Origin of the sequence: Lacinutrix sp. Hel_I_90 (assembly GCF_000934685.1) — a bacterium.
Lineage (GTDB): Bacteria > Bacteroidota > Bacteroidia > Flavobacteriales > Flavobacteriaceae > Lacinutrix.
The window spans coordinates 3343960-3362630 of the sequence record NZ_JYNQ01000001.1; the positions used below are offsets into that span (position 1 = coordinate 3343960).

Annotated in this window: 17 protein-coding genes and 5 tRNA genes; all 22 read left to right on the plus strand. The window is 34.9% G+C overall.

Features of this window, described 5'->3' with window-relative positions; translation table 11 throughout:
* Nucleotides 1-43 precede the first annotated feature (43 nt).
* The 22 genes from GQ46_RS14820 to rpoB all read left to right on the plus strand — a co-directional run bounded on the left by GQ46_RS14820 (nt 44) and on the right by rpoB (nt 18612).
* Nucleotides 44-877 (plus strand): M57 family metalloprotease, encoded by an 834-nt coding sequence (locus GQ46_RS14820; protein WP_052503501.1) that lies wholly within the window; start codon nt 44-46, stop codon nt 875-877.
* Nucleotides 878-1040: 163 nt separating this feature from the next.
* The gene (locus tag GQ46_RS14825; RefSeq protein ID WP_044405170.1) at nt 1041-1268 is read left to right on the plus strand and encodes a PspC domain-containing protein; all 228 of its coding nucleotides are present in this window, start codon (nt 1041-1043) and stop codon (nt 1266-1268) included.
* 7 nt (nt 1269-1275) lie between these two features.
* Nucleotides 1276-2301, plus strand: coding sequence for a TrkA family potassium uptake protein (locus tag GQ46_RS14830; RefSeq protein WP_044403507.1), 1026 nt, complete (start codon nt 1276-1278; stop codon nt 2299-2301).
* 107 nt (nt 2302-2408) lie between these two features.
* On the plus strand, nt 2409-4082 hold the full coding sequence (locus tag GQ46_RS14835; RefSeq protein ID WP_044403509.1) for a sodium:alanine symporter family protein: 1674 nt from the start codon (nt 2409-2411) through the stop codon (nt 4080-4082).
* A gap of 15 nt (nt 4083-4097) precedes the next feature.
* Nucleotides 4098-4973, plus strand: coding sequence for a helix-hairpin-helix domain-containing protein (locus GQ46_RS14840; protein WP_044403512.1), 876 nt, complete (start codon nt 4098-4100; stop codon nt 4971-4973).
* A gap of 22 nt (nt 4974-4995) precedes the next feature.
* Entirely contained in the window at nt 4996-6168 is a 1173-nt protein-coding gene (locus tag GQ46_RS14845; RefSeq protein WP_044403514.1) for an acyl-CoA dehydrogenase family protein, read from the plus strand.
* A gap of 562 nt (nt 6169-6730) precedes the next feature.
* Nucleotides 6731-8155, plus strand: coding sequence for a carboxypeptidase-like regulatory domain-containing protein (locus GQ46_RS14850; protein WP_156133249.1), 1425 nt, complete (start codon nt 6731-6733; stop codon nt 8153-8155).
* A 109-nt stretch (nt 8156-8264) separates the two neighbouring features.
* Nucleotides 8265-9152 carry a tyrosine-type recombinase/integrase gene (locus GQ46_RS14855; RefSeq protein WP_044403516.1) on the plus strand — a complete coding sequence of 296 codons (888 nt, stop codon included), beginning with the start codon at nt 8265-8267 and terminating at the stop codon, nt 9150-9152.
* Nucleotides 9153-9189: 37 nt separating this feature from the next.
* Nucleotides 9190-9486 (plus strand): ribosome hibernation-promoting factor, HPF/YfiA family, encoded by a 297-nt coding sequence (hpf, locus tag GQ46_RS14860; protein WP_044403518.1) that lies wholly within the window; start codon nt 9190-9192, stop codon nt 9484-9486.
* A gap of 108 nt (nt 9487-9594) precedes the next feature.
* A tRNA-Thr gene (locus GQ46_RS14865) sits at nt 9595-9668 on the plus strand.
* Between the two features lie 68 nt (nt 9669-9736).
* A tRNA-Tyr gene (locus GQ46_RS14870) sits at nt 9737-9818 on the plus strand.
* A 257-nt stretch (nt 9819-10075) separates the two neighbouring features.
* Nucleotides 10076-10148: transfer RNA gene (locus tag GQ46_RS14875), tRNA-Gly, on the plus strand.
* A gap of 11 nt (nt 10149-10159) precedes the next feature.
* Nucleotides 10160-10231, plus strand: a tRNA-Thr gene (locus GQ46_RS14880).
* Between the two features lie 69 nt (nt 10232-10300).
* Nucleotides 10301-11488 (plus strand): elongation factor Tu, encoded by a 1188-nt coding sequence (tuf, locus tag GQ46_RS14885; protein ID WP_044403520.1) that lies wholly within the window; start codon nt 10301-10303, stop codon nt 11486-11488.
* A gap of 62 nt (nt 11489-11550) precedes the next feature.
* A tRNA-Trp gene (locus GQ46_RS14890) sits at nt 11551-11623 on the plus strand.
* 93 nt (nt 11624-11716) lie between these two features.
* Nucleotides 11717-11914, plus strand: coding sequence for a preprotein translocase subunit SecE (gene secE / locus GQ46_RS14895; protein ID WP_044403522.1), 198 nt, complete (start codon nt 11717-11719; stop codon nt 11912-11914).
* An 8-nt stretch (nt 11915-11922) separates the two neighbouring features.
* Nucleotides 11923-12477, plus strand: a complete 555-nt coding sequence (nusG, locus tag GQ46_RS14900) for a transcription termination/antitermination protein NusG (protein ID WP_044403524.1) — start codon at nt 11923-11925, stop codon at nt 12475-12477.
* Between the two features lie 72 nt (nt 12478-12549).
* Entirely contained in the window at nt 12550-12990 is a 441-nt protein-coding gene (rplK, locus tag GQ46_RS14905) for a 50S ribosomal protein L11 (protein WP_044403526.1), read from the plus strand.
* 17 nt (nt 12991-13007) lie between these two features.
* Nucleotides 13008-13697, plus strand: a complete 690-nt coding sequence (gene rplA, locus GQ46_RS14910; protein WP_044403528.1) for a 50S ribosomal protein L1 — start codon at nt 13008-13010, stop codon at nt 13695-13697.
* 19 nt (nt 13698-13716) lie between these two features.
* Entirely contained in the window at nt 13717-14238 is a 522-nt protein-coding gene (gene rplJ / locus GQ46_RS14915) for a 50S ribosomal protein L10 (RefSeq protein WP_044403530.1), read from the plus strand.
* A gap of 65 nt (nt 14239-14303) precedes the next feature.
* Nucleotides 14304-14675 carry a 50S ribosomal protein L7/L12 gene (gene rplL / locus GQ46_RS14920; RefSeq protein WP_044403532.1) on the plus strand — a complete coding sequence of 124 codons (372 nt, stop codon included), beginning with the start codon at nt 14304-14306 and terminating at the stop codon, nt 14673-14675.
* A gap of 124 nt (nt 14676-14799) precedes the next feature.
* Nucleotides 14800-18612, plus strand: a complete 3813-nt coding sequence (rpoB, locus tag GQ46_RS14925; protein WP_044403534.1) for a DNA-directed RNA polymerase subunit beta — start codon at nt 14800-14802, stop codon at nt 18610-18612.
* The last annotated feature ends 59 nt before the right edge of the window (nt 18613-18671 follow it).

Sequence of the window (18671 nt, forward strand, 5' to 3'; positions counted from 1 at the left end):
CAACAAAAACACCCAATTATTTAATTCGAAAATCTTTTAAAAAATGAAAAAAAATGTAATTTTTAAGTATCTGTCTATTTTCGCTTTTGCGTTACTTATTTTAAATTCTTGCCAAAACGAAAATGACCAGGAGATCGCTATAGATACAGAAGTGCCTGTAGAAATTTTAGAAAAACTAGCGGAAGCAGATTTCGATATTTCTAGTGTTAAACTCACATCAATGTTTGGAGAGCAAGGCGTAGCCGTAGAGGATATGTTTTTCTCTTATGCTGAACTAGAAGATATGGCAACAACTCCATCAGAAACTGGAAGACACTACCGCACAACTAGATTAGTAACCAGCTTACCAAGAGTTATTACCATAAGTGTAGATCCAAATTTAGGAAGCTTAGGGTCTAATGCACTAAATGATGCTGTATCGATGTATAACGGTGTTAACTTTCAATTGTCTTTCGAACGTGTAGCCTTTGGTTTAAAAGGTAAAAACGCAGCAGATATAGAAGTTACAGAATTCTCTGAACAACCATCAGGAGGTTTTATTACTCTGGGTCGTGCTGCGGGTTTTCCAACACGAAAAGGAGATCCAGCAAAGGGCTTTGGTATTAACTCGGTATGGTTTAGCCTACTTAATCCGTCACAGGCTGATGTAGCAGGAACAATGGCCCATGAAATTGGACACTGTATAGGATTAAGACATACCGATTACCAAACACGTGAGAGTTGCGGACAAAATGTAAATGAAGGTTCTGCAGGAGTAGGAGCTATATATATTAATGGTTCACCAACTGGTTCAGATACGACTTCTTTAATGCAGTCATGCGGTCCTGCGTCTAATTTTAATAACAATGATAGAAATGCGTTACAAGTTATTTATTAATATTTAAAACATTTAATGTAAAAAACTCCCATAGAATTTGGGAGTTTTTTATGCTCCAATATTTCTGGATTGTTTCACGATTAAAATCAATCTTTTTTTATAAACATACAGGTACTTTTAAATAGTGTTTTTTTTTTACAAAAATTTCACCAACTTTGTTGAGATGCAACTCTTTTATAAACCATTATTATATTTTCAAAAACATGGCTATCATGTTTGTCAGCGTATAGCAGACCGCTTAGGTATTCGAGCCAAAATTGTACGCACGTCTTTTATGTACTTAACCTTCGTGACTGTTGGTTTTGGTTTTGCATTATACTTGTTCTTAGCCTTCTGGATGCGTATAAAAGATATTATTTATACTAAACGCTCATCTGTATTTGACCTGTAATTCACTAATGATAAATCCTATAATACGTTTATTCAAATCTAAAATTTATACTGCTTTTGCACTACTTTTTATAGTGTTATTAATTGGTGTGCTTGGTTTTAGAACTATTTCTGGTTACAGTTGGGTTGATGCCGTTTATATGACGGTGATAACTATTACAACGGTAGGTTTTGGAGAAGTACAACCCTTGGATGATGCTTCTAAAATTTTTACCATCTTTTTAATTTTATCTAGTATCGTTATCGTAGGTTACGCATTATCTATTATTACCGAATATATTTTAAGTAAAAATAATTATGAAGATTTAATACAAAAGCGAATGCAAAAGAAAATAGATAAATTAAAAGATCACACCATTATTTGTGGCTATGGTCGTAATGGAAAGCAAGCAGCTGTTAAGCTCATGTCTTATAAAAAACCTTTTGTTATTGTAGAGAAAAATAAAGCGGTTATTGAAAAGTTTCAAAATGAATCCACACCGTTTGTATTTGGTAATGCTAATGAAGATGAGGTCTTATTTCAAGCAGGAATTGAGCGTGCTAGTACTTTAATTTCGGCTTTACCTAATGATGCTGATAATTTATTTGTAGTCCTTTCTGCTAGACAAATCAATAATAAGATGTTAATCATTAGTCGTGCCTCACAGGAAACGTCTTACCAAAAACTAAAATTAGCAGGGGCTAACAACGTCATCCTTCCAGATAGGATTGGAGGTGATCATATGGCGTCTTTAGTGGTTGTGCCAGATTTAATCGAGTTTATAGATAATCTTTCAATAGGCGGAGCAGAAAATGTGAATATCGAAGAAATCGATGTTAATAAATTATACAACACGAGCAATACAGTACGTACCATTAGAGATTTAGATTTAAGAAATAAAACAGGTTGTACAGTCATTGGATTTAAAGGGAGTGATGACGAATACATAATAAATCCTGAAGCAGAAATAAAATTAGTGCCTAATTCTAAAATTATCGTTTTGGGCAGAATCGAGCAAGTAAAAAAATTAAACTCGATTTACGATTTAGACTAATACCCCCCATTTTAACAACGGGTGCTTTAAAAAGTCGGCATTTTTTTGCATATTGCGGCTTCGAAAATTAACTATTCACTAACAATTAACTAATATATTACTTAATTATGAAGAAATATCTTCTTTCCTTTTTAACATTAATACTGCCATTTATTTCATTAGCACAAGACAATACAGCAGATAAAATCGATCTGGTTTTCAAAAAATATACAGGTTGGTTTGTAGAAGGTATTTTTGCCGAAATCCCTTTTACAGATACCATTAAAATTCCATGGGTACTGCTAGTTTTAATTGGTGGCGCCTTATTCTTTACCATTTATTTCAAATTTATAAACATCACGGGGTTTAGAACTGCGGTTAGAGTCGTTCAAGGTAAGTATGAAGACATTGAAAAGCATGGTGTGGATACACTTTATGGCGATGATGCCCAAGTTGATGTGGTTACAGAGGAAGAAGAGCCAGAAGCGGCGTATGGCGATCAGACACCAGGAGGAGATGTGTTTGAAACGATTAGAGATGAGGGTGCAGATGGAGAAGTGTCACACTTTCAGGCATTAACTGCAGCATTATCGGCTACTGTTGGTTTAGGTAATATTGCGGGTGTTGCAGTAGCATTGTCTATTGGAGGACCTGGAGCAACATTCTGGATGATAGTAGCGGGACTTTTAGGGATGGCTTCTAAGTTTGCTGAATGTACTTTAGGTGTTAAATATCGTGATGTTGGTAAAGATGGAACGGTATACGGTGGTCCAATGTACTACCTCACAAAAGGTTTAAAAGAAAAAGGGGCAACTGGTTTAGGAAAAGTGCTCGCAGTATTGTTTGCAATTTTCGTAGTCGGAGGTTCTTTTGGAGGTGGTAACATGTTTCAAGCGAATCAAGCAGCTGCACAGTTTACAAAATTATTTGATTTAACAGGTGGTAATGCAGGTATGTATTTTGGAATAGTAATGGCAATATTAGTTGCTGTTGTTATTATAGGAGGTATTAAGCGTATTGCATCTGTAACAGAAAAAGTAGTGCCTTTCATGGCAGGAATATATGTATTGGCAGCTTTAATTATCTTGTTTGCTAATTTCACATTAATTGATGATGCATTCGCAGCAATTTTTAAAGGTGCATTTACACCATTATCTGGATTAGGAGGTTTTATTGGGGTTATGATTCAGGGTATTCGTCGTGGTGCATTCTCTAATGAAGCAGGTGTTGGTTCAGCGGCAATTGCACACTCCGCTGTGCGAACAAAATATCCAGCTAGTGAGGGTATTGTTGCATTATTAGAACCTTTTATAGATACTGTTGTAATTTGTACAATGACCGCATTAGTAATTGTCATTACAAACTTTGATGGTGGATTCATGGAATACGGCGTTGAGGTAAAAGAAGGCGTTGAGTTAACAGCAATTGCTTTTGACACGGTTATCCCGCACTTCTCCATCGTTCTTACCATTGCAGTAATATTATTTGCATTTAGTACTATGATTTCTTGGTCTTACTACGGTATGCAAGGATGGGTGTTTTTATTTGGAAAAGGTAAAATTACAGATTTAGTATATAAAATGTTATTTTTAATCTTTGTAGTTATTGGTGCTTCAATTAGTTTAGGAGCGGTAATAGATTTCTCTGATGCCATGATTTTTGCGATGGTAGTGCCAAATATTATTGGTGTTGTCATGCTCTCTCCAGTGATTAAGAAAGAGCTTAAAAAATACATGAATGCAATTAATAAAAAAGAAGAAGCCATAGAAGATGGTGCTACAGATTTAGTAGATAAAATGTAGAAACAACTTTATAATATGAAATTAAAATCCCATTTCAAGTTTAGTCCTAAACAACGAAATGGGATTTTTTTATTGTTAGTTCTCATCGTTACGTTGCAATGTATTTATGTTTTTGTTGATTTCACTTCGAATGAACTACGCATTGACTCAAATGAATTAAAGCAATTTCAAGCAGAAATAGATACTCTTAAAACTCTTGAAATTGAAAAGCGAAAACCAAAACGCTATCCTTTTAATCCCAATTTTATTACTGATTATAAAGGGTATACCTTAGGCATGTCTAATGCAGAAATAGATAGGTTACTTCTGTTTAGAGAACAAGAACAATGGATTAACTCTGCCAAGCAGTTTCAACAAGTCACTCATGTTTCAGATTCCCTTTTAGCTGTCATTTCTCCTTATTTTAAATTTCCAGAATGGATAACTAATCCTAAACCGAAGCAAAATTATGAGTCAAAGCTTTTTACTAAGACTCCTCAATCTGAAGCAGATAAATTAGATTTAAATAAAGCGACAGCTCAGCAACTCCAAAAAGTATACGGCGTAGGCGAAAAATTGTCAGAACGCATCTTAGAATACAGGACAAAAAATAAAGGATTTATCGCGATAATCGAGCTAGAGGAAGTGTATGGTTTATCGCCTGAAACTATTGAAGAAATTAATAAGGCCTTCAATGTAAAAACACCGCGAGCGATTAAAAAGATAAAACTAAATACAGCTACAAGAGACCAATTAGTTACGATTCAGTATATAGATTATGAAATAGCACACAATATTATAGAGCAGCGTATACTTCGCGAAGGCTTTAATTCCTTTGAGGAATTAACAAAAGTTAAAGACTTTCCTATTAAAAAAATAGAGATAATTAAGTTATATTTGGCGTTAAATTAGAATATAATAAATTAGAAGATAAATGAATAGCAGATACTTCACAGAAGAGCACCAATTATTTAGAAAAAGCTTACAAGATTTCCTTCAAAAGGAAGTCGTTCCTCATATCGATAAATGGGAAAAAACAGGTGATATAGAACGTTTTATTTGGGAGAAATTTGGCGAAATGGGATTTTTCGGTATTAATTATCCGGAAGCTTATGGTGGTATGGCTTTAGATTTGTTTTATACAGTAATTTTCTTAGAAGAATTACAAAAAATAAATTCTGGTGGTTTTGCAGCTGCAATGTGGGCACACGCTTATCTAGCGATGACACATGTAAATGCTGAAGGAAGTGAGGCTATCAAACAAAAATACTTAACTAAAAGTATTACAGGTGAAATGATTGGCGCTATGGCAGTGACTGAACCTTTTGGAGGTAGTGATGTTGCAGGTATGAGAACAACTGCTGTGAAAAAAGGAGATACTTATGTGTTAAATGGATCAAAAACATTTATTACAAACGGCGTTTACAGCGATTATATCGTTGTTGCAGCTAAAACGAGTCCAGAGCTAGGAAACAAAGGTATTAGTATTTTTATCGTGGATAGAGATACGCCAGGAGTTTCAGCAACAAAATTAGACAAGTTAGGGTGGAAAGCATCAGACACTGGTGAAATTGCATTTGATAACGTTACAATCCCTGCAAGTCATTTAATGGGAGAAGAAGGAAAAGGCTTTCCTTATATCATGCAGCACTTTGCTTTTGAGCGTTTAATTATGGGGGTTAATGCGCATGCGAGAGCAGAATTTGCATTAGAATATGCAGTACAATATATGAGTGAGCGCCAAGCGTTTGGAAAAACGATTGATAAGTTTCAGGCGTTACGTCACACCATGGCAGACTGTTTTGCAGACATGGAAGTTTGTAAAGAATTCAATTATTCTGTAACAGAGCGCATGAATAAGGACGAATACGTGGTTAAAGAAGCTACAATTTCAAAACTACGTTCTACTAAAATGGCAGATGAGGTCATTTATCAATGTCTTCAAATGTTAGGAGGTTACGGCTACATGGAAGAGTATCCAATGGCACGTTTATTGCGTGATTCAAGATTAGGGCCTATAGGTGGTGGAACCTCTGAAATTTTAAGAGAAATTATCGCTAAAATGGTAATTGATAAGAAGGAGTATAAACCAGCTGTAAATAAATAAAGCGATTGCTGTTTTAGCGAAAATGCGAAAGCAATTTGCTAAAACGGAAATTGATAAGAAGGAGTATAAACCAGCTGTAAATTAATAAAGCGATTGCTGTTTTAGCGAAAATGCGAAAGCAATTTGCTAAAATGGTAATTGATAAGAAGGAGTATAAACCAGCTGTAAATTAATAAAGCGATTTTTGTTTTAGCGAAAATGCGAAAGCAATTCGCTAAAATGGTAATTGATAAGAAGGAGTATAAACCAGCTGTAAATTAATAAAGCGATTTTTGTTTTAGCGAAAATGCGAAAGCAATTCGCTAAAATGGTAATTGATAAGAAGGAGTATAAACCAGCTGTAAATTAATAAAGCGATTGTTGTTTTAGCGAAAATGCCAAAGCAATTCGCTAAAATGGTAATTGATAAGAAGGAATATAAACCAGCTGTAAATTAATAAAGAGATTGTTGTTTTAGCGAAAATGGCAAAGCAATACGCTAAAATGGTAATTGAACAGAAGGTCTTTAGGCTTTTCTCAGGAAATGGTATATCTTTATAATAATAATTAAAGCTCCAAATGCATGTTAAAAATCAAAAACGCTAAGGGTTTACTATTTTTTTTGTTTGGTTTCTGCGGAGTTGTCGCTTTTGCACAAGTCAAGCTGAATAATAAAGTTGCGGAATTCGGATTTGAAAACCCAATAGAAAATGCCAGCGTTTATATTAAAAGCACAGCAATTGGTACCGTAACAAATGCCGACGGTAATTTTTCTTTACGAGTGCCAAAAGAAAATGTAAGCGATACCTTGGTTGTTTCTTCCATTGGGTACTCCACGTTTAAAATCGCAATTCCAGAGTATAATGCGAACGAAGTAATTTATCTGGAACAGCAAGTAGCATCATTAGAAGAAGTGATGCTCGAATCTGAACCTAGGCCCCAAACGGGTAATGCTATCGTGCTTAAGGCCTTGAAAGAATTGCCTAAAACGATGCCAGATTCCTCGTACATACAAAAAGGATTTCTGCGTCACAAAGAACGAAACAAAAAAGAATTTAAATGGCTTATTGAAAGTGCTCTTACAGTTTTCGATTCTGGTTATACGGTGTCTTCAAAAGATTACTTAAAAATTAATGTAGATCAGGTTAGAAAGAGTTATGATCTTAGAGAGCTTGATAGTTTGTTTTCGTATTATTCTTATTTAAAAAATAATACCAACGTTAATCTTAAGACTAAAAATTTAAGAAGAGATACTATCGAAACAGCGTCCTTAATTAAGTCCATTAAATGGAATGACACACGAGTAAACGGGCTACAAAATATTTTTCAGGGCAAGCTTAATGTATTCCGAAATGTAAACGATGCTAAAGCTCTATTTGGAGAAGATATTTTAAGCAATCACCATTTTGAATTAGATACTATTTTGGTTGACAGTGAACGAAAATTGTATAAAATAAAGATTTCCAAAGGGCGAGATTATGTTGGTTTAGATACAAAAGGTATTTATAACGAAGGCTATGAAGCTAAAGGCTGGCTATATATCTATTATGATAACTATGCCATTAAGAAATTAGAATATGAACTTATTCCAGCTTCACCAGCACAAAAAACCAGAAGTAAACGTTTACTCAACTCTACGGTGAATCATAAATTGGTAATCACCTATAAAGAATTTCAAGATAAGATGTATCCTAGTTACATTTATTATGAAACACCTAAACTCGTAAATGTTGGATTAAAAGCGGATAAGAAAGTAACAGATGCAGAATTGGCGAAGTACAACGAAGAACGGTTTTATTATACTATCCAAGAAATTCTGTTTTCTGAAGTCATAGTGGAAAACGAAAAAATCAAAGAAGCACTAAATAATAAGTGGGACATGGATATTTTTTCTCCTAAGCCGTATGACAAAGCGTTTTGGAACAACTACAATGTGTTGTTAGAAAGTAAAGAAGATGAGAAGTTAATTCAAGATTTATCAAAACGAGCATCCTTATTTAAGGAATAGTTTGTTTTGACTCTTTTTTTTTTGAATAATTAAAACGCTGGATTATAAGTAAGAAGTCTTATTGAATCTTCTTTAAGATGGTACATTTAAATTGAATCAATACATACTCATGCTTAAGTCGTTTACAGATTACCTTGCTTTAGAACGGAATTATTCTGTATTAACTATCAACGCTTATAAAAACGATATAGAATCATTTCAAAAGTTTTTACTTTCAGAATACGAGGATGAAAATCTTTCTAAAGCAAACTATTCACAAATAAGAAGTTGGATTGTAAGCCTAGTCGAATCAAAACTCTCAAATCGAAGCATTAATCGAAAAGTTTCGGCACTAAATTCTTTTTATAAATTCTTATTGAAAATAGGAGAATTAGAAGTCAATCCATTAGCAAAACATAAAGCACTCAAAACAAGTAAGAAAATACAAGTGCCGTTTTCGGAAGCTGAAGTTGCTATAGCGATAGACGAGTTACATCATGATGATGATTTTCAAGGTATTCGTAATAAATTGATTATCGAGTTGTTTTATTCTACAGGAATAAGACGTATAGAACTGGTGAATTTAAAACTGTCAGACATTGACATGGCTAATAACCTGTTAAAAGTTCTGGGTAAGCGAAACAAAGAACGCTATGTGCCATTATTAAATACAGTTATTAAGACCATTAAACTTTATTTAGACAAAAGACAAGCGTTAGAAGTAATTACAGATAAAGACACTTTTTTTCTAACCAATAAAGGCGTTAAAATTTACGAAACTCTTGTTTACAGAATAATAAATGACTATTTTAGTCAAGCATCAAACAAAGTAAAAAAGAGTCCACATATATTAAGACATTCCTTTGCGACGCATCTATTAAACCAAGGTGCAGATTTAAATGCTGTAAAAGAACTACTGGGACACTCAAGTTTAGCGGCTACGCAGGTGTATACGCATAATAGTATAGCAGAACTGAAAAAAGTGTATTCAAAAGCACATCCTAGAAGTAAAAAATAACTAGTATCTATTGTTTAACCAATTAAAATCAAAGTACATGAAGGTGAACACACAATCAGTTAATTTTAACGCAGACCCAAAATTAATTACATTCATTCAAAAAAGAATGGATAAATTAGAACAGTATTATGATAAAGTCATAAAATCAGATGTGTATTTAAAGGTTGAAAACACTAGCGGCAAAGCAAATAAAATATTTGAAGCCCGAGTTAGTGTTCCAGGAGACAGTTTTGTAGTTAAAAAGCAATGCAAAACATTTGAAGAAGGAGTAGATGTTGCCGTTGCATCATTCGAAAGACAATTAAAAAAGCGAAAAGACAAATTAAGAGCATAATTTATTAAAATAATTGTACAAAATATTTTTGAATAACTAAATAAATATTTACATTTGCAGTCCGTTAGAAATAGCGGGCTTTTTTTATACGTAAAAAACGCATTAAAAGCCGATGTAGCTCAGCTGGCTAGAGCAGCTGATTTGTAATCAGCAGGTCGTGGGTTCGAGTCCCTCCATCGGCTCTAAAATTGAAACATATGTAGGTATGTTTTTGTTGTAAGTTCTTTAAAAAATTGAAAAGTTTAAAATTGGGGAGATACTCAAGCGGCCAACGAGGGCAGACTGTAAATCTGCTGACTACGTCTTCGCAGGTTCGAATCCTGCTCTCCCCACAAATTTTTAAATTAATAGTGATCAAAAGTGTATTTTTGTAAAACTATGTTTTAAAAGTTTGGTTTGGGCACCCAAACGGATCACCGAGCAAAGCAAGGTAATCCTTATGATTTTAATGAATAACAAGAAGTTGCTCGCAAAACGAGCGGTCTTAAAAGTTTAAATAAAAGTCAAAAGGAAGCAAAGCGAGGTTATCCTAGCCAGATAGAGGTGTTCGTGAAGAAACAAGATTTTAAACAAAGGATTATAAATAATTGCGAGAGTAGCTCAGTTGGTAGAGCGTCAGCCTTCCAAGCTGAATGTCGCCGGTTCGAACCCGGTCTCTCGCTCTAATATTTTAGCCGGTGTAGCTCAGGGGTAGAGCGTTTCCTTGGTAAGGAAGAGGCCACGGGTTCAATTCCCGTCATTGGCTCAATTTATTGAAAAGCATAAAAAGTAGAACACTAATATTATTATATAACTAAGATTAAATTATTAAAACATGGCAAAGGCAACTTTCGATCGTTCAAAACCACACTTAAATATTGGTACAATTGGACACGTAGATCACGGTAAAACAACTTTAACTGCTGCTATTACTAAAGTATTAGCTGATGCAGGTTACTCAGAAGCAAAATCATTTGATCAAATTGATAATGCACCAGAAGAAAAAGAAAGAGGTATAACAATTAATACTTCACACGTAGAATATGCAACAGCAAATCGTCACTACGCGCACGTTGACTGTCCAGGTCACGCCGATTACGTGAAAAACATGGTTACTGGTGCTGCTCAAATGGATGGTGCAATTCTTGTAGTTGCAGCTACTGATGGTCCAATGCCACAAACGCGTGAGCATATCTTATTAGGTCGTCAGGTAGGTATCCCAAGAATCGTTGTATTCTTAAACAAAGTGGATATGGTTGATGATGAAGAGTTATTAGAATTAGTAGACATGGAAGTTAGGGAGTTATTATCATTCTATGAATATGATGGTGATAATGGACCTGTAATTTCTGGTTCAGCATTAGGTGCTTTAAATGGAGAGCAAAAATGGGTGGATACCGTATTAGAATTAATGGAGTCTGTAGATAATTGGATCGAAGAGCCTTTAAGAGAAGTTGATAAGCCTTTCTTAATGCCTATTGAAGATGTATTCTCTATTACTGGTCGTGGTACTGTAGCAACAGGACGTATAGAAACTGGAATTGGTAATACTGGAGATGCTGTTGAAATCATTGGTATGGGTGCACAGAAATTAACATCTACAATTACTGGAATCGAGATGTTCCGTCAAATATTAGATAGAGGAGAAGCTGGAGATAACGCAGGTATCTTATTAAGAGGTATTGAGAAAAGCCAAATCTCTAGAGGTATGGTAATCTGTAAGCCAGGTTCTGTAACACCACACGCTAAATTTAAAGCTGAGGTTTATATCCTTAAAAAAGAAGAAGGTGGGCGTCACACGCCATTCCATACTAACTACCGTCCACAGTTTTACGTACGTACAACTGATGTAACTGGTAACATTGCTTTACCAGCAGGAGTAGAGATGGTTATGCCTGGAGATAACTTAACAATCCATGTTGAGCTAATCCAAAAGATTGCAATGAACGTAGGTTTACGTTTTGCTATCCGTGAAGGAGGTAGAACAGTAGGAGCTGGTCAGGTAACTGAAATTTTAGACTAAGTTTTAGTCTTTAAAATATAGCGTTAAGGTGTCTTGTTCTCAAGGCACCTTGACTTATATTTACGGGTTTAGCTCAGTTGGTAGAGCACTGGTCTCCAAAACCAGGTGTCGGGAGTTCGAGTCTCTCAACCCGTGCAAATAAGTAGAATTTCGAAAATTCTGTTTTAGAATGAATTTGATAAGCTGCTATAACTTAGGTGTTCAGTTTAACTAAATAAAAGAATATAAATGGCTGGAATAGTAAATTACATTAAAGAATCATTCGGTGAGTTGAAAAACAACGTGACATGGACGCCTTGGGCAGAAGTACAAAAGTTAACCATTTTAGTTGCTGTGTTTTCAATTATATTCTCTTTAGCAATTTGGGGAGTAGACACTGTTTTCAGTAAAGTTATTGAGTTTTATTTTGAAAAAATAAACGGTTAAAATTGATTATGGCTGAAGTTGGAGAAAAAAAATGGTACGTAGTAAGAGCAGTAAGTGGTCAAGAGAATAAGATTAAAACTTATATCGAGAATGAAATTGCTCGATTGGGGTTGCAAGATTATGTTGAACAGGTTTTAGTGCCTACTGAAAATGTAGTACAGATTCGTAACGGTAAAAAAGTAAATAAAGAAAAAGTTTATTTCAGCGGTTACATTATGATAAAAGCCAATTTAACTGGAGAAGTGCCCCATATTATTAGATCAATTACCAATGTTATTGGTTTTTTAGGGGCAACAAAAGGAGGAGACCCTTTACCGTTAAGACAATCTGAAGTAAACAGAATGTTAGGTAAGGTAGATGAATTAACGGTAGATGGTGACTCAAATGTGGCGATACCTTTTACTAAAGGAGAAACTGTTAAAGTAATTGATGGTCCTTTTAATGGATTTGATGGTACTATTGAAAATATAAATGAAGAAAAACGCAAGCTTGAAGTAATGGTTAAGATTTTTGGAAGAAAAACACCATTAGAGTTAAGTTATATGCAAGTTGAAAAAATATAATAATTGTTACAATAAAGATGGGATTAATTATCGCTTCCAAAAGATAATTAGTACCGAAATAAATTATTAAAAATGGCAAAAGAATTAGGTAAAGTAGTTAAGTTACAAGTAAGGGGAGGTGCAGCGAATCCGTCGCCACCGGTTGGACCCGCTTTAGGTGCTGCTGGAGTTAATATCATGGAGTTCTGTAAGCAGTTTAATGCTAGAACACAAGATAAAGCTGGGAAGGTATTACCAGTTGTTATTTCAGTTTATAAAGACAAATCATTTGACTTTGTAATCAAAACGCCTCCAGCTGCGGTACAATTATTAGAAGCGGCCAAAGTGAAAAAAGGATCAGGTGAACCTCACGTACGTAAGATAGCAAAAGTCTCTTGGGATCAAATCAAGACGATTGCAGAAGACAAAATGGTAGATTTAAATGCATTTACAATTGATGCTGCAATGAAAATGATTGCTGGAACTGCAAGATCTATGGGTATAACTGTTAAAGGTGGTCAAGGACCTAATTAACCTAAAAAGATTTTAAGATGGCAAAAATAACAAAGAAACGTAAAGAAGTAGTAGCTAAATTGGAAAAGGATAAAGTATATTCTTTACAAGAAGCTTCGGCTTTAATAAAAGAAATATCGAATGTTAAGTTTGATGCTTCAGTAGATTTAGCTGTACGCTTAGGAGTTGATCCTAGAAAAGCAAACCAAATGGTAAGAGGTGTAGTATCGCTTCCACATGGTACAGGTAAAGATGTTAAAGTATTAGCATTAGTAACTCCAGACAAAGAAGCAGAAGCTAAAGAAGCTGGTGCAGATTACGTTGGTTTAGATGAATACCTTGATAAAATCAAAGGTGGTTGGACAGACGTAGACGTAATTATCACAATGCCAAGTGTTATGGGTAAATTAGGTCCTTTAGGACGTGTATTAGGTCCTCGTGGTTTAATGCCTAACCCAAAGACTGGTACAGTTACTATGGACGTTGCTAAAGCGGTAACAGAAGTGAAAGCTGGTAAAATTGACTTTAAAGTTGATAAAACTGGTATTGTTCACGCATCAATTGGTAAAGCATCTTTTAGTGCTGACAAAATTGAAGGTAACGCAAACGAATTATTAACAACATTAATGAAACTGAAACCAACTGCGTCTAAGGGAGTTTATGTAAAAAGCATTTATATGTCTTCTACAATGAGTCCAAGTATAGCAATTGATACTAAAATCGGTTAGTAGTTAAATAACTTTTATTATGACAAGAGAAGAAAAATCACAAGTTATTAAAGAATTAACTGCACAGTTGGCCGATAATGCTAATATTTATTTAGCTGATATATCAGGTTTAAATGCAGGAAATACTTCAGATTTGCGTCGTGCTTGTTTTAGAGCAAACGTAAAGTTATCTGTAGTAAAAAATACATTACTTGAAAAAGCAATGGAAGCTTCAGATAGAGATTTTGGAGACTTACCATCAACACTTAAAGGTAATACTTCGGTAATGTATTCTGAAACTGGAAATGCTCCAGCTAAGGTAATCAAAGCCTTCCGTAAAAAGTCTGAAAAGCCTTTATTAAAAGGTGCTTTCATAGAGGAAACGGTTTACATTGGAGACGATCAACTAGACATGTTGGTTGAGATTAAATCAAGAGAAGAATTAATTGGAGATATTGTTGGATTATTACAATCTCCTGCGAAGAACGTTATTTCTGCACTTAAATCAAGTGGCGGAAAACTTTCAGGAATTCTTAAAACATTATCTCAAAAAGAGGGATAATTTAAAAAGTACGCACTTAAATACACTTATATTACAATTAAAAATTTATTAAAACGATAGAACAAATGGCAGATTTAAAAGATTTCGCAGAACAGTTAGTTAACTTAACAGTAAAAGAAGTAAACGAGTTAGCAACTATATTAAAAGATGAATACGGTATTGAGCCTGCAGCAGCAGCTGTAGTAGCGGGACCAGCCGCTGGCGGTGGGGAAACTGAAGAAGCTCAAACTGAATTTGATGTTATCTTAAAAGCGGCAGGTAGCGCTAAGTTAGCTGTTGTAAAATTAGTTAAGGAATTAACTGGTTTAGGATTAAAAGAAGCAAAAGGTTTAGTTGATGAAGCGCCAAGCCCAATCAAAGAAGGTGTTTCTAAAGATGAAGCAGAAGCTCTAAAAACTCAGTTAGAAGAGGCAGGAGCAGAGGTAGAGCTTAAGTAAGCTTAGTACCAAAAATTAACAAAGGTTTAGGTCTGGAGATTGCTCTCCAAGACCTAGACCATTTGTCGTATATAGATAACACTGTATACAAATCTATTTTTTTTAATCAAAATTTCGTCCATTGATGTTAGTAACACAAGCTGAAAGATTAAATTTCTCGTCTATTATAAATAGAACTGAATATCCGGATTTTATGGATATTCAAATAAAATCCTTTCAGGATTTTTTCCAACTTGAAACAAAATCAGAAGAAAGAGGTAATGAAGGATTGTACAACACCTTCATGGAGAACTTTCCAATAACAGATACTCGTAATCAATTCGTTTTAGAATTCTTAGATTACTTTATAGATCCGCCGAGATATACCATTGAAGAGTGTATTGAAAGAGGACTAACTTATAGCGTTCCATTAAAAGCAAGGTTAAAACTTTACTGTACAGATCCTGAACATGAAGATTTCGAAACCATAGTTCAAGATGTGTATTTAGGAACAATACCGTACATGACACCTTCTGGTACTTTCTGTATCAACGGTGCAGAACGTGTAGTTGTATCTCAATTGCATAGATCTCCAGGTGTATTCTTCGGACAATCATTCCACGCCAACGGAACAAAATTATACTCAGCAAGAGTTATTCCTTTTAAAGGATCTTGGATTGAATTCGCTACAGATATCAACCAAGTGATGTATGCTTACATCGATAGAAAGAAAAAATTACCTGTTACAACACTATTCAGAGCTATTGGCTTTGAAAGAGATAAAGATATTCTTGAAATTTTTGACTTAGCAGAAGAAGTTAAAGTTTCAAAATCAGGTTTAAAAAAGTATCAAGGACGTAAATTAGCGGCACGTGTTTTAAATACATGGCATGAAGATTTCGTAGATGAAGATACTGGTGAAGTAGTATCAATAGAGCGTAATGAAATTGTACTTGATCGTGATACAGAATTAGACAAAGATAATATTGAAGAAATTCTTGAAGTTGGTGTAAAAACGATTCTTTTACATAAAGAAAGTGCACAACAAGGTGATTACGCAATCATACATAATACGCTTCAAAAAGATCCAACAAACTCTGAAAAAGAAGCCGTAGAACATATCTACAGACAACTACGTAATGCTGAGCCGCCAGATGAGGAAACAGCACGTGGTATTATAGATAAATTATTCTTTAGTGATCAACGTTACTCTTTAGGAGAAGTAGGTCGTTATAGAATGAACAAAAAGTTACAATTAGATATCGGTATGGATAAGCAAGTGCTTACCAAAGAAGATATCATTACTATAATTAAGTATTTAATCGAGCTTATAAACTCTAAAGCAGAGATTGATGATATTGATCACTTATCTAACCGTCGTGTACGTACTGTTGGTGAGCAATTATCACAACAGTTTGGAGTTGGTTTAGCACGTATGGCGCGTACTATTCGTGAGCGTATGAACGTTCGTGATAACGAAGTCTTTACACCTATCGATTTAATTAATGCAAAGACCTTATCGTCTGTTATTAATTCTTTCTTTGGTACGAACCAGTTATCTCAATTTATGGATCAAACGAATCCTTTAGCTGAAATTACGCACAAGCGTCGTTTATCAGCATTAGGACCAGGAGGTTTATCAAGAGAGCGAGCAGGGTTTGAGGTACGTGATGTTCACTATACACACTACGGCCGTTTATGTCCTATTGAAACACCTGAAGGTCCAAACATTGGATTAATTTCTTCACTTTCTGTTTACGCAAAAGTAAACGCTATGGGATTCATTGAAACCCCATATAGAAAAGTAGAAAATGGTGTTGTTGATATTAAAGGAGACCCTATATATTTAAGTGCAGAAGAGGAAGAAGGTAAATTAATTGCACAAGCTACTGTAAAAGTAGATGATAAAGGAGAAATTCTACACGACAAGGTAATTGCGCGTATGGAAGGTGATTTCCCAGTAATGGATCCAAAAGATATTCATTATACTGATGTTGCACCAAACCAAATTTCGTCAATTTCTGCGTCATTAATTCCGTTCTTAGAACATGATGATGCCAACCGTGCGTTAATGGGATCTAACATGATGCGTCAGGCTGTACCATTATTAAGACCACAAGCGCCTATTGTAGGAACTGGTCTTGAACGTCAGGTAGCATCAGATTCTCGTGTATTAATTAATGCAGAAGGAGCAGGTGTTGTTGAATATGTGGATGCAAAAGAGATTATAATCAAGTACGAGCGTTCAGAGGATGAAGCGAAAGTAAGTTTTGAAAGTGATACAAAATCGTATCCTTTAGTGAAATTTAGAAAAACAAACCAAGGGACTTCTATTAACTTAAAACCTATCGTTAAGAAAGGGGATAAAGTGAAAAAAGGTCAGGTGTTATCTGAAGGGTATGCGACTCAAAATGGAGAACTGGCTTTAGGAAGAAATATGAAAGTAGCCTTTATGCCATGGAAAGGGTATAACTTTGAGGATGCCATCGTAATTTCAGAAAAAGTAGTTCGTGAAGATATATTTACCTCTATTCATATTGATGAATATTCTTTAGACGTTAGAGATACAAAGCTAGGTAACGAAGAATTAACTAACGATATTCCAAACGTTTCTGAAGAGGCGACTAAAGACCTTGATGAAAATGGAATGATTCGTATTGGTGCAGAAGTGAAGCCTGGAGATATCCTTATCGGAAAAATTACTCCAAAAGGTGAAAGCGATCCTACACCAGAAGAAAAGTTACTACGTGCCATCTTTGGTGACAAAGCAGGTGATGTAAAAGATGCGTCTTTAAAGGCCTCTCCATCATTACACGGTGTAGTAATTAATAAGAAGTTATTCTCTCGTGCGATTAAAGATAAGCGTAAAAGAGCTCAGGATAAAGAAGATATCGCGCAATTAGAAGGTATTTACAATGCTAAGTTCGATGAGTTACAAGCCATAGTAGTTGAAAAATTATTTACTATCGTTAACGGTAAAACATCACAAGGTATCTTTAATGATTTAGGTGAAGAGGTATTACCAAAAGGTAAGAAGTTTACATTAAAAATGTTAAATGCTGTTGACGATTATACACACCTAACAGGTGGTACTTGGACAACAGATGATCATACAAACAAGTTAGTAGCCGATTTAATTCACAACTACAAGATAAAAGAAAATGATTTACAAGGTTCTTTACGTCGTGAGAAGTTTACGATTTCTGTAGGAGATGAATTACCAGCAGGTATCATCAAATTAGCTAAAGTTTACATCGCGAAGAAACGTAAACTTAAAGTAGGTGATAAAATGGCAGGACGTCACGGAAACAAAGGTATTGTTGCGCGTATAGTACGTCAAGAAGATATGCCGTTCTTAGAAGATGGAACGCCTGTAGATATCGTATTAAATCCATTAGGTGTACCATCGCGTATGAACATTGGACAGATTTACGAAACAGTATTGGGATGGGCCGGACAAGATTTAGGTCGTACCTATGCAACACCTATTTTTGATGGTGCGTCTATTGATCAAATCAACGCATTAACAGATGAAGCTGGAATTCCAAGATACGGTCATACATATTTATATGATGGAGGAACAGGAATGCGTTTTGATCAACCAGCAACGGTTGGTGTAATCTACATGCTTAAATTAGGGCATATGGTAGATGATAAGATGCACGCACGTTCTATTGGACCATACTCATTAATTACACAACAACCATTAGGTGGTAAAGCACAATTTGGTGGACAACGTTTTGGTGAGATGGAAGTTTGGGCACTTGAAGCCTATGGCGCATCAAGTACGCTTAGAGAAATCTTAACAGTAAAATCTGATGATGTAGTTGGTAGAGCCAAAACTTACGAGGCAATCGTAAAAGGTGAACCAATGCCAGATCCAGGATTACCAGAATCATTCAACGTACTTATGCACGAATTGAAAGGATTGGCATTAGACATTAGATTAGAAGAATAATAATTTTTAGGTCAGAGACGCAGCACTGCTGCGTCTCAAGCTAAAAAAAAATAATAATT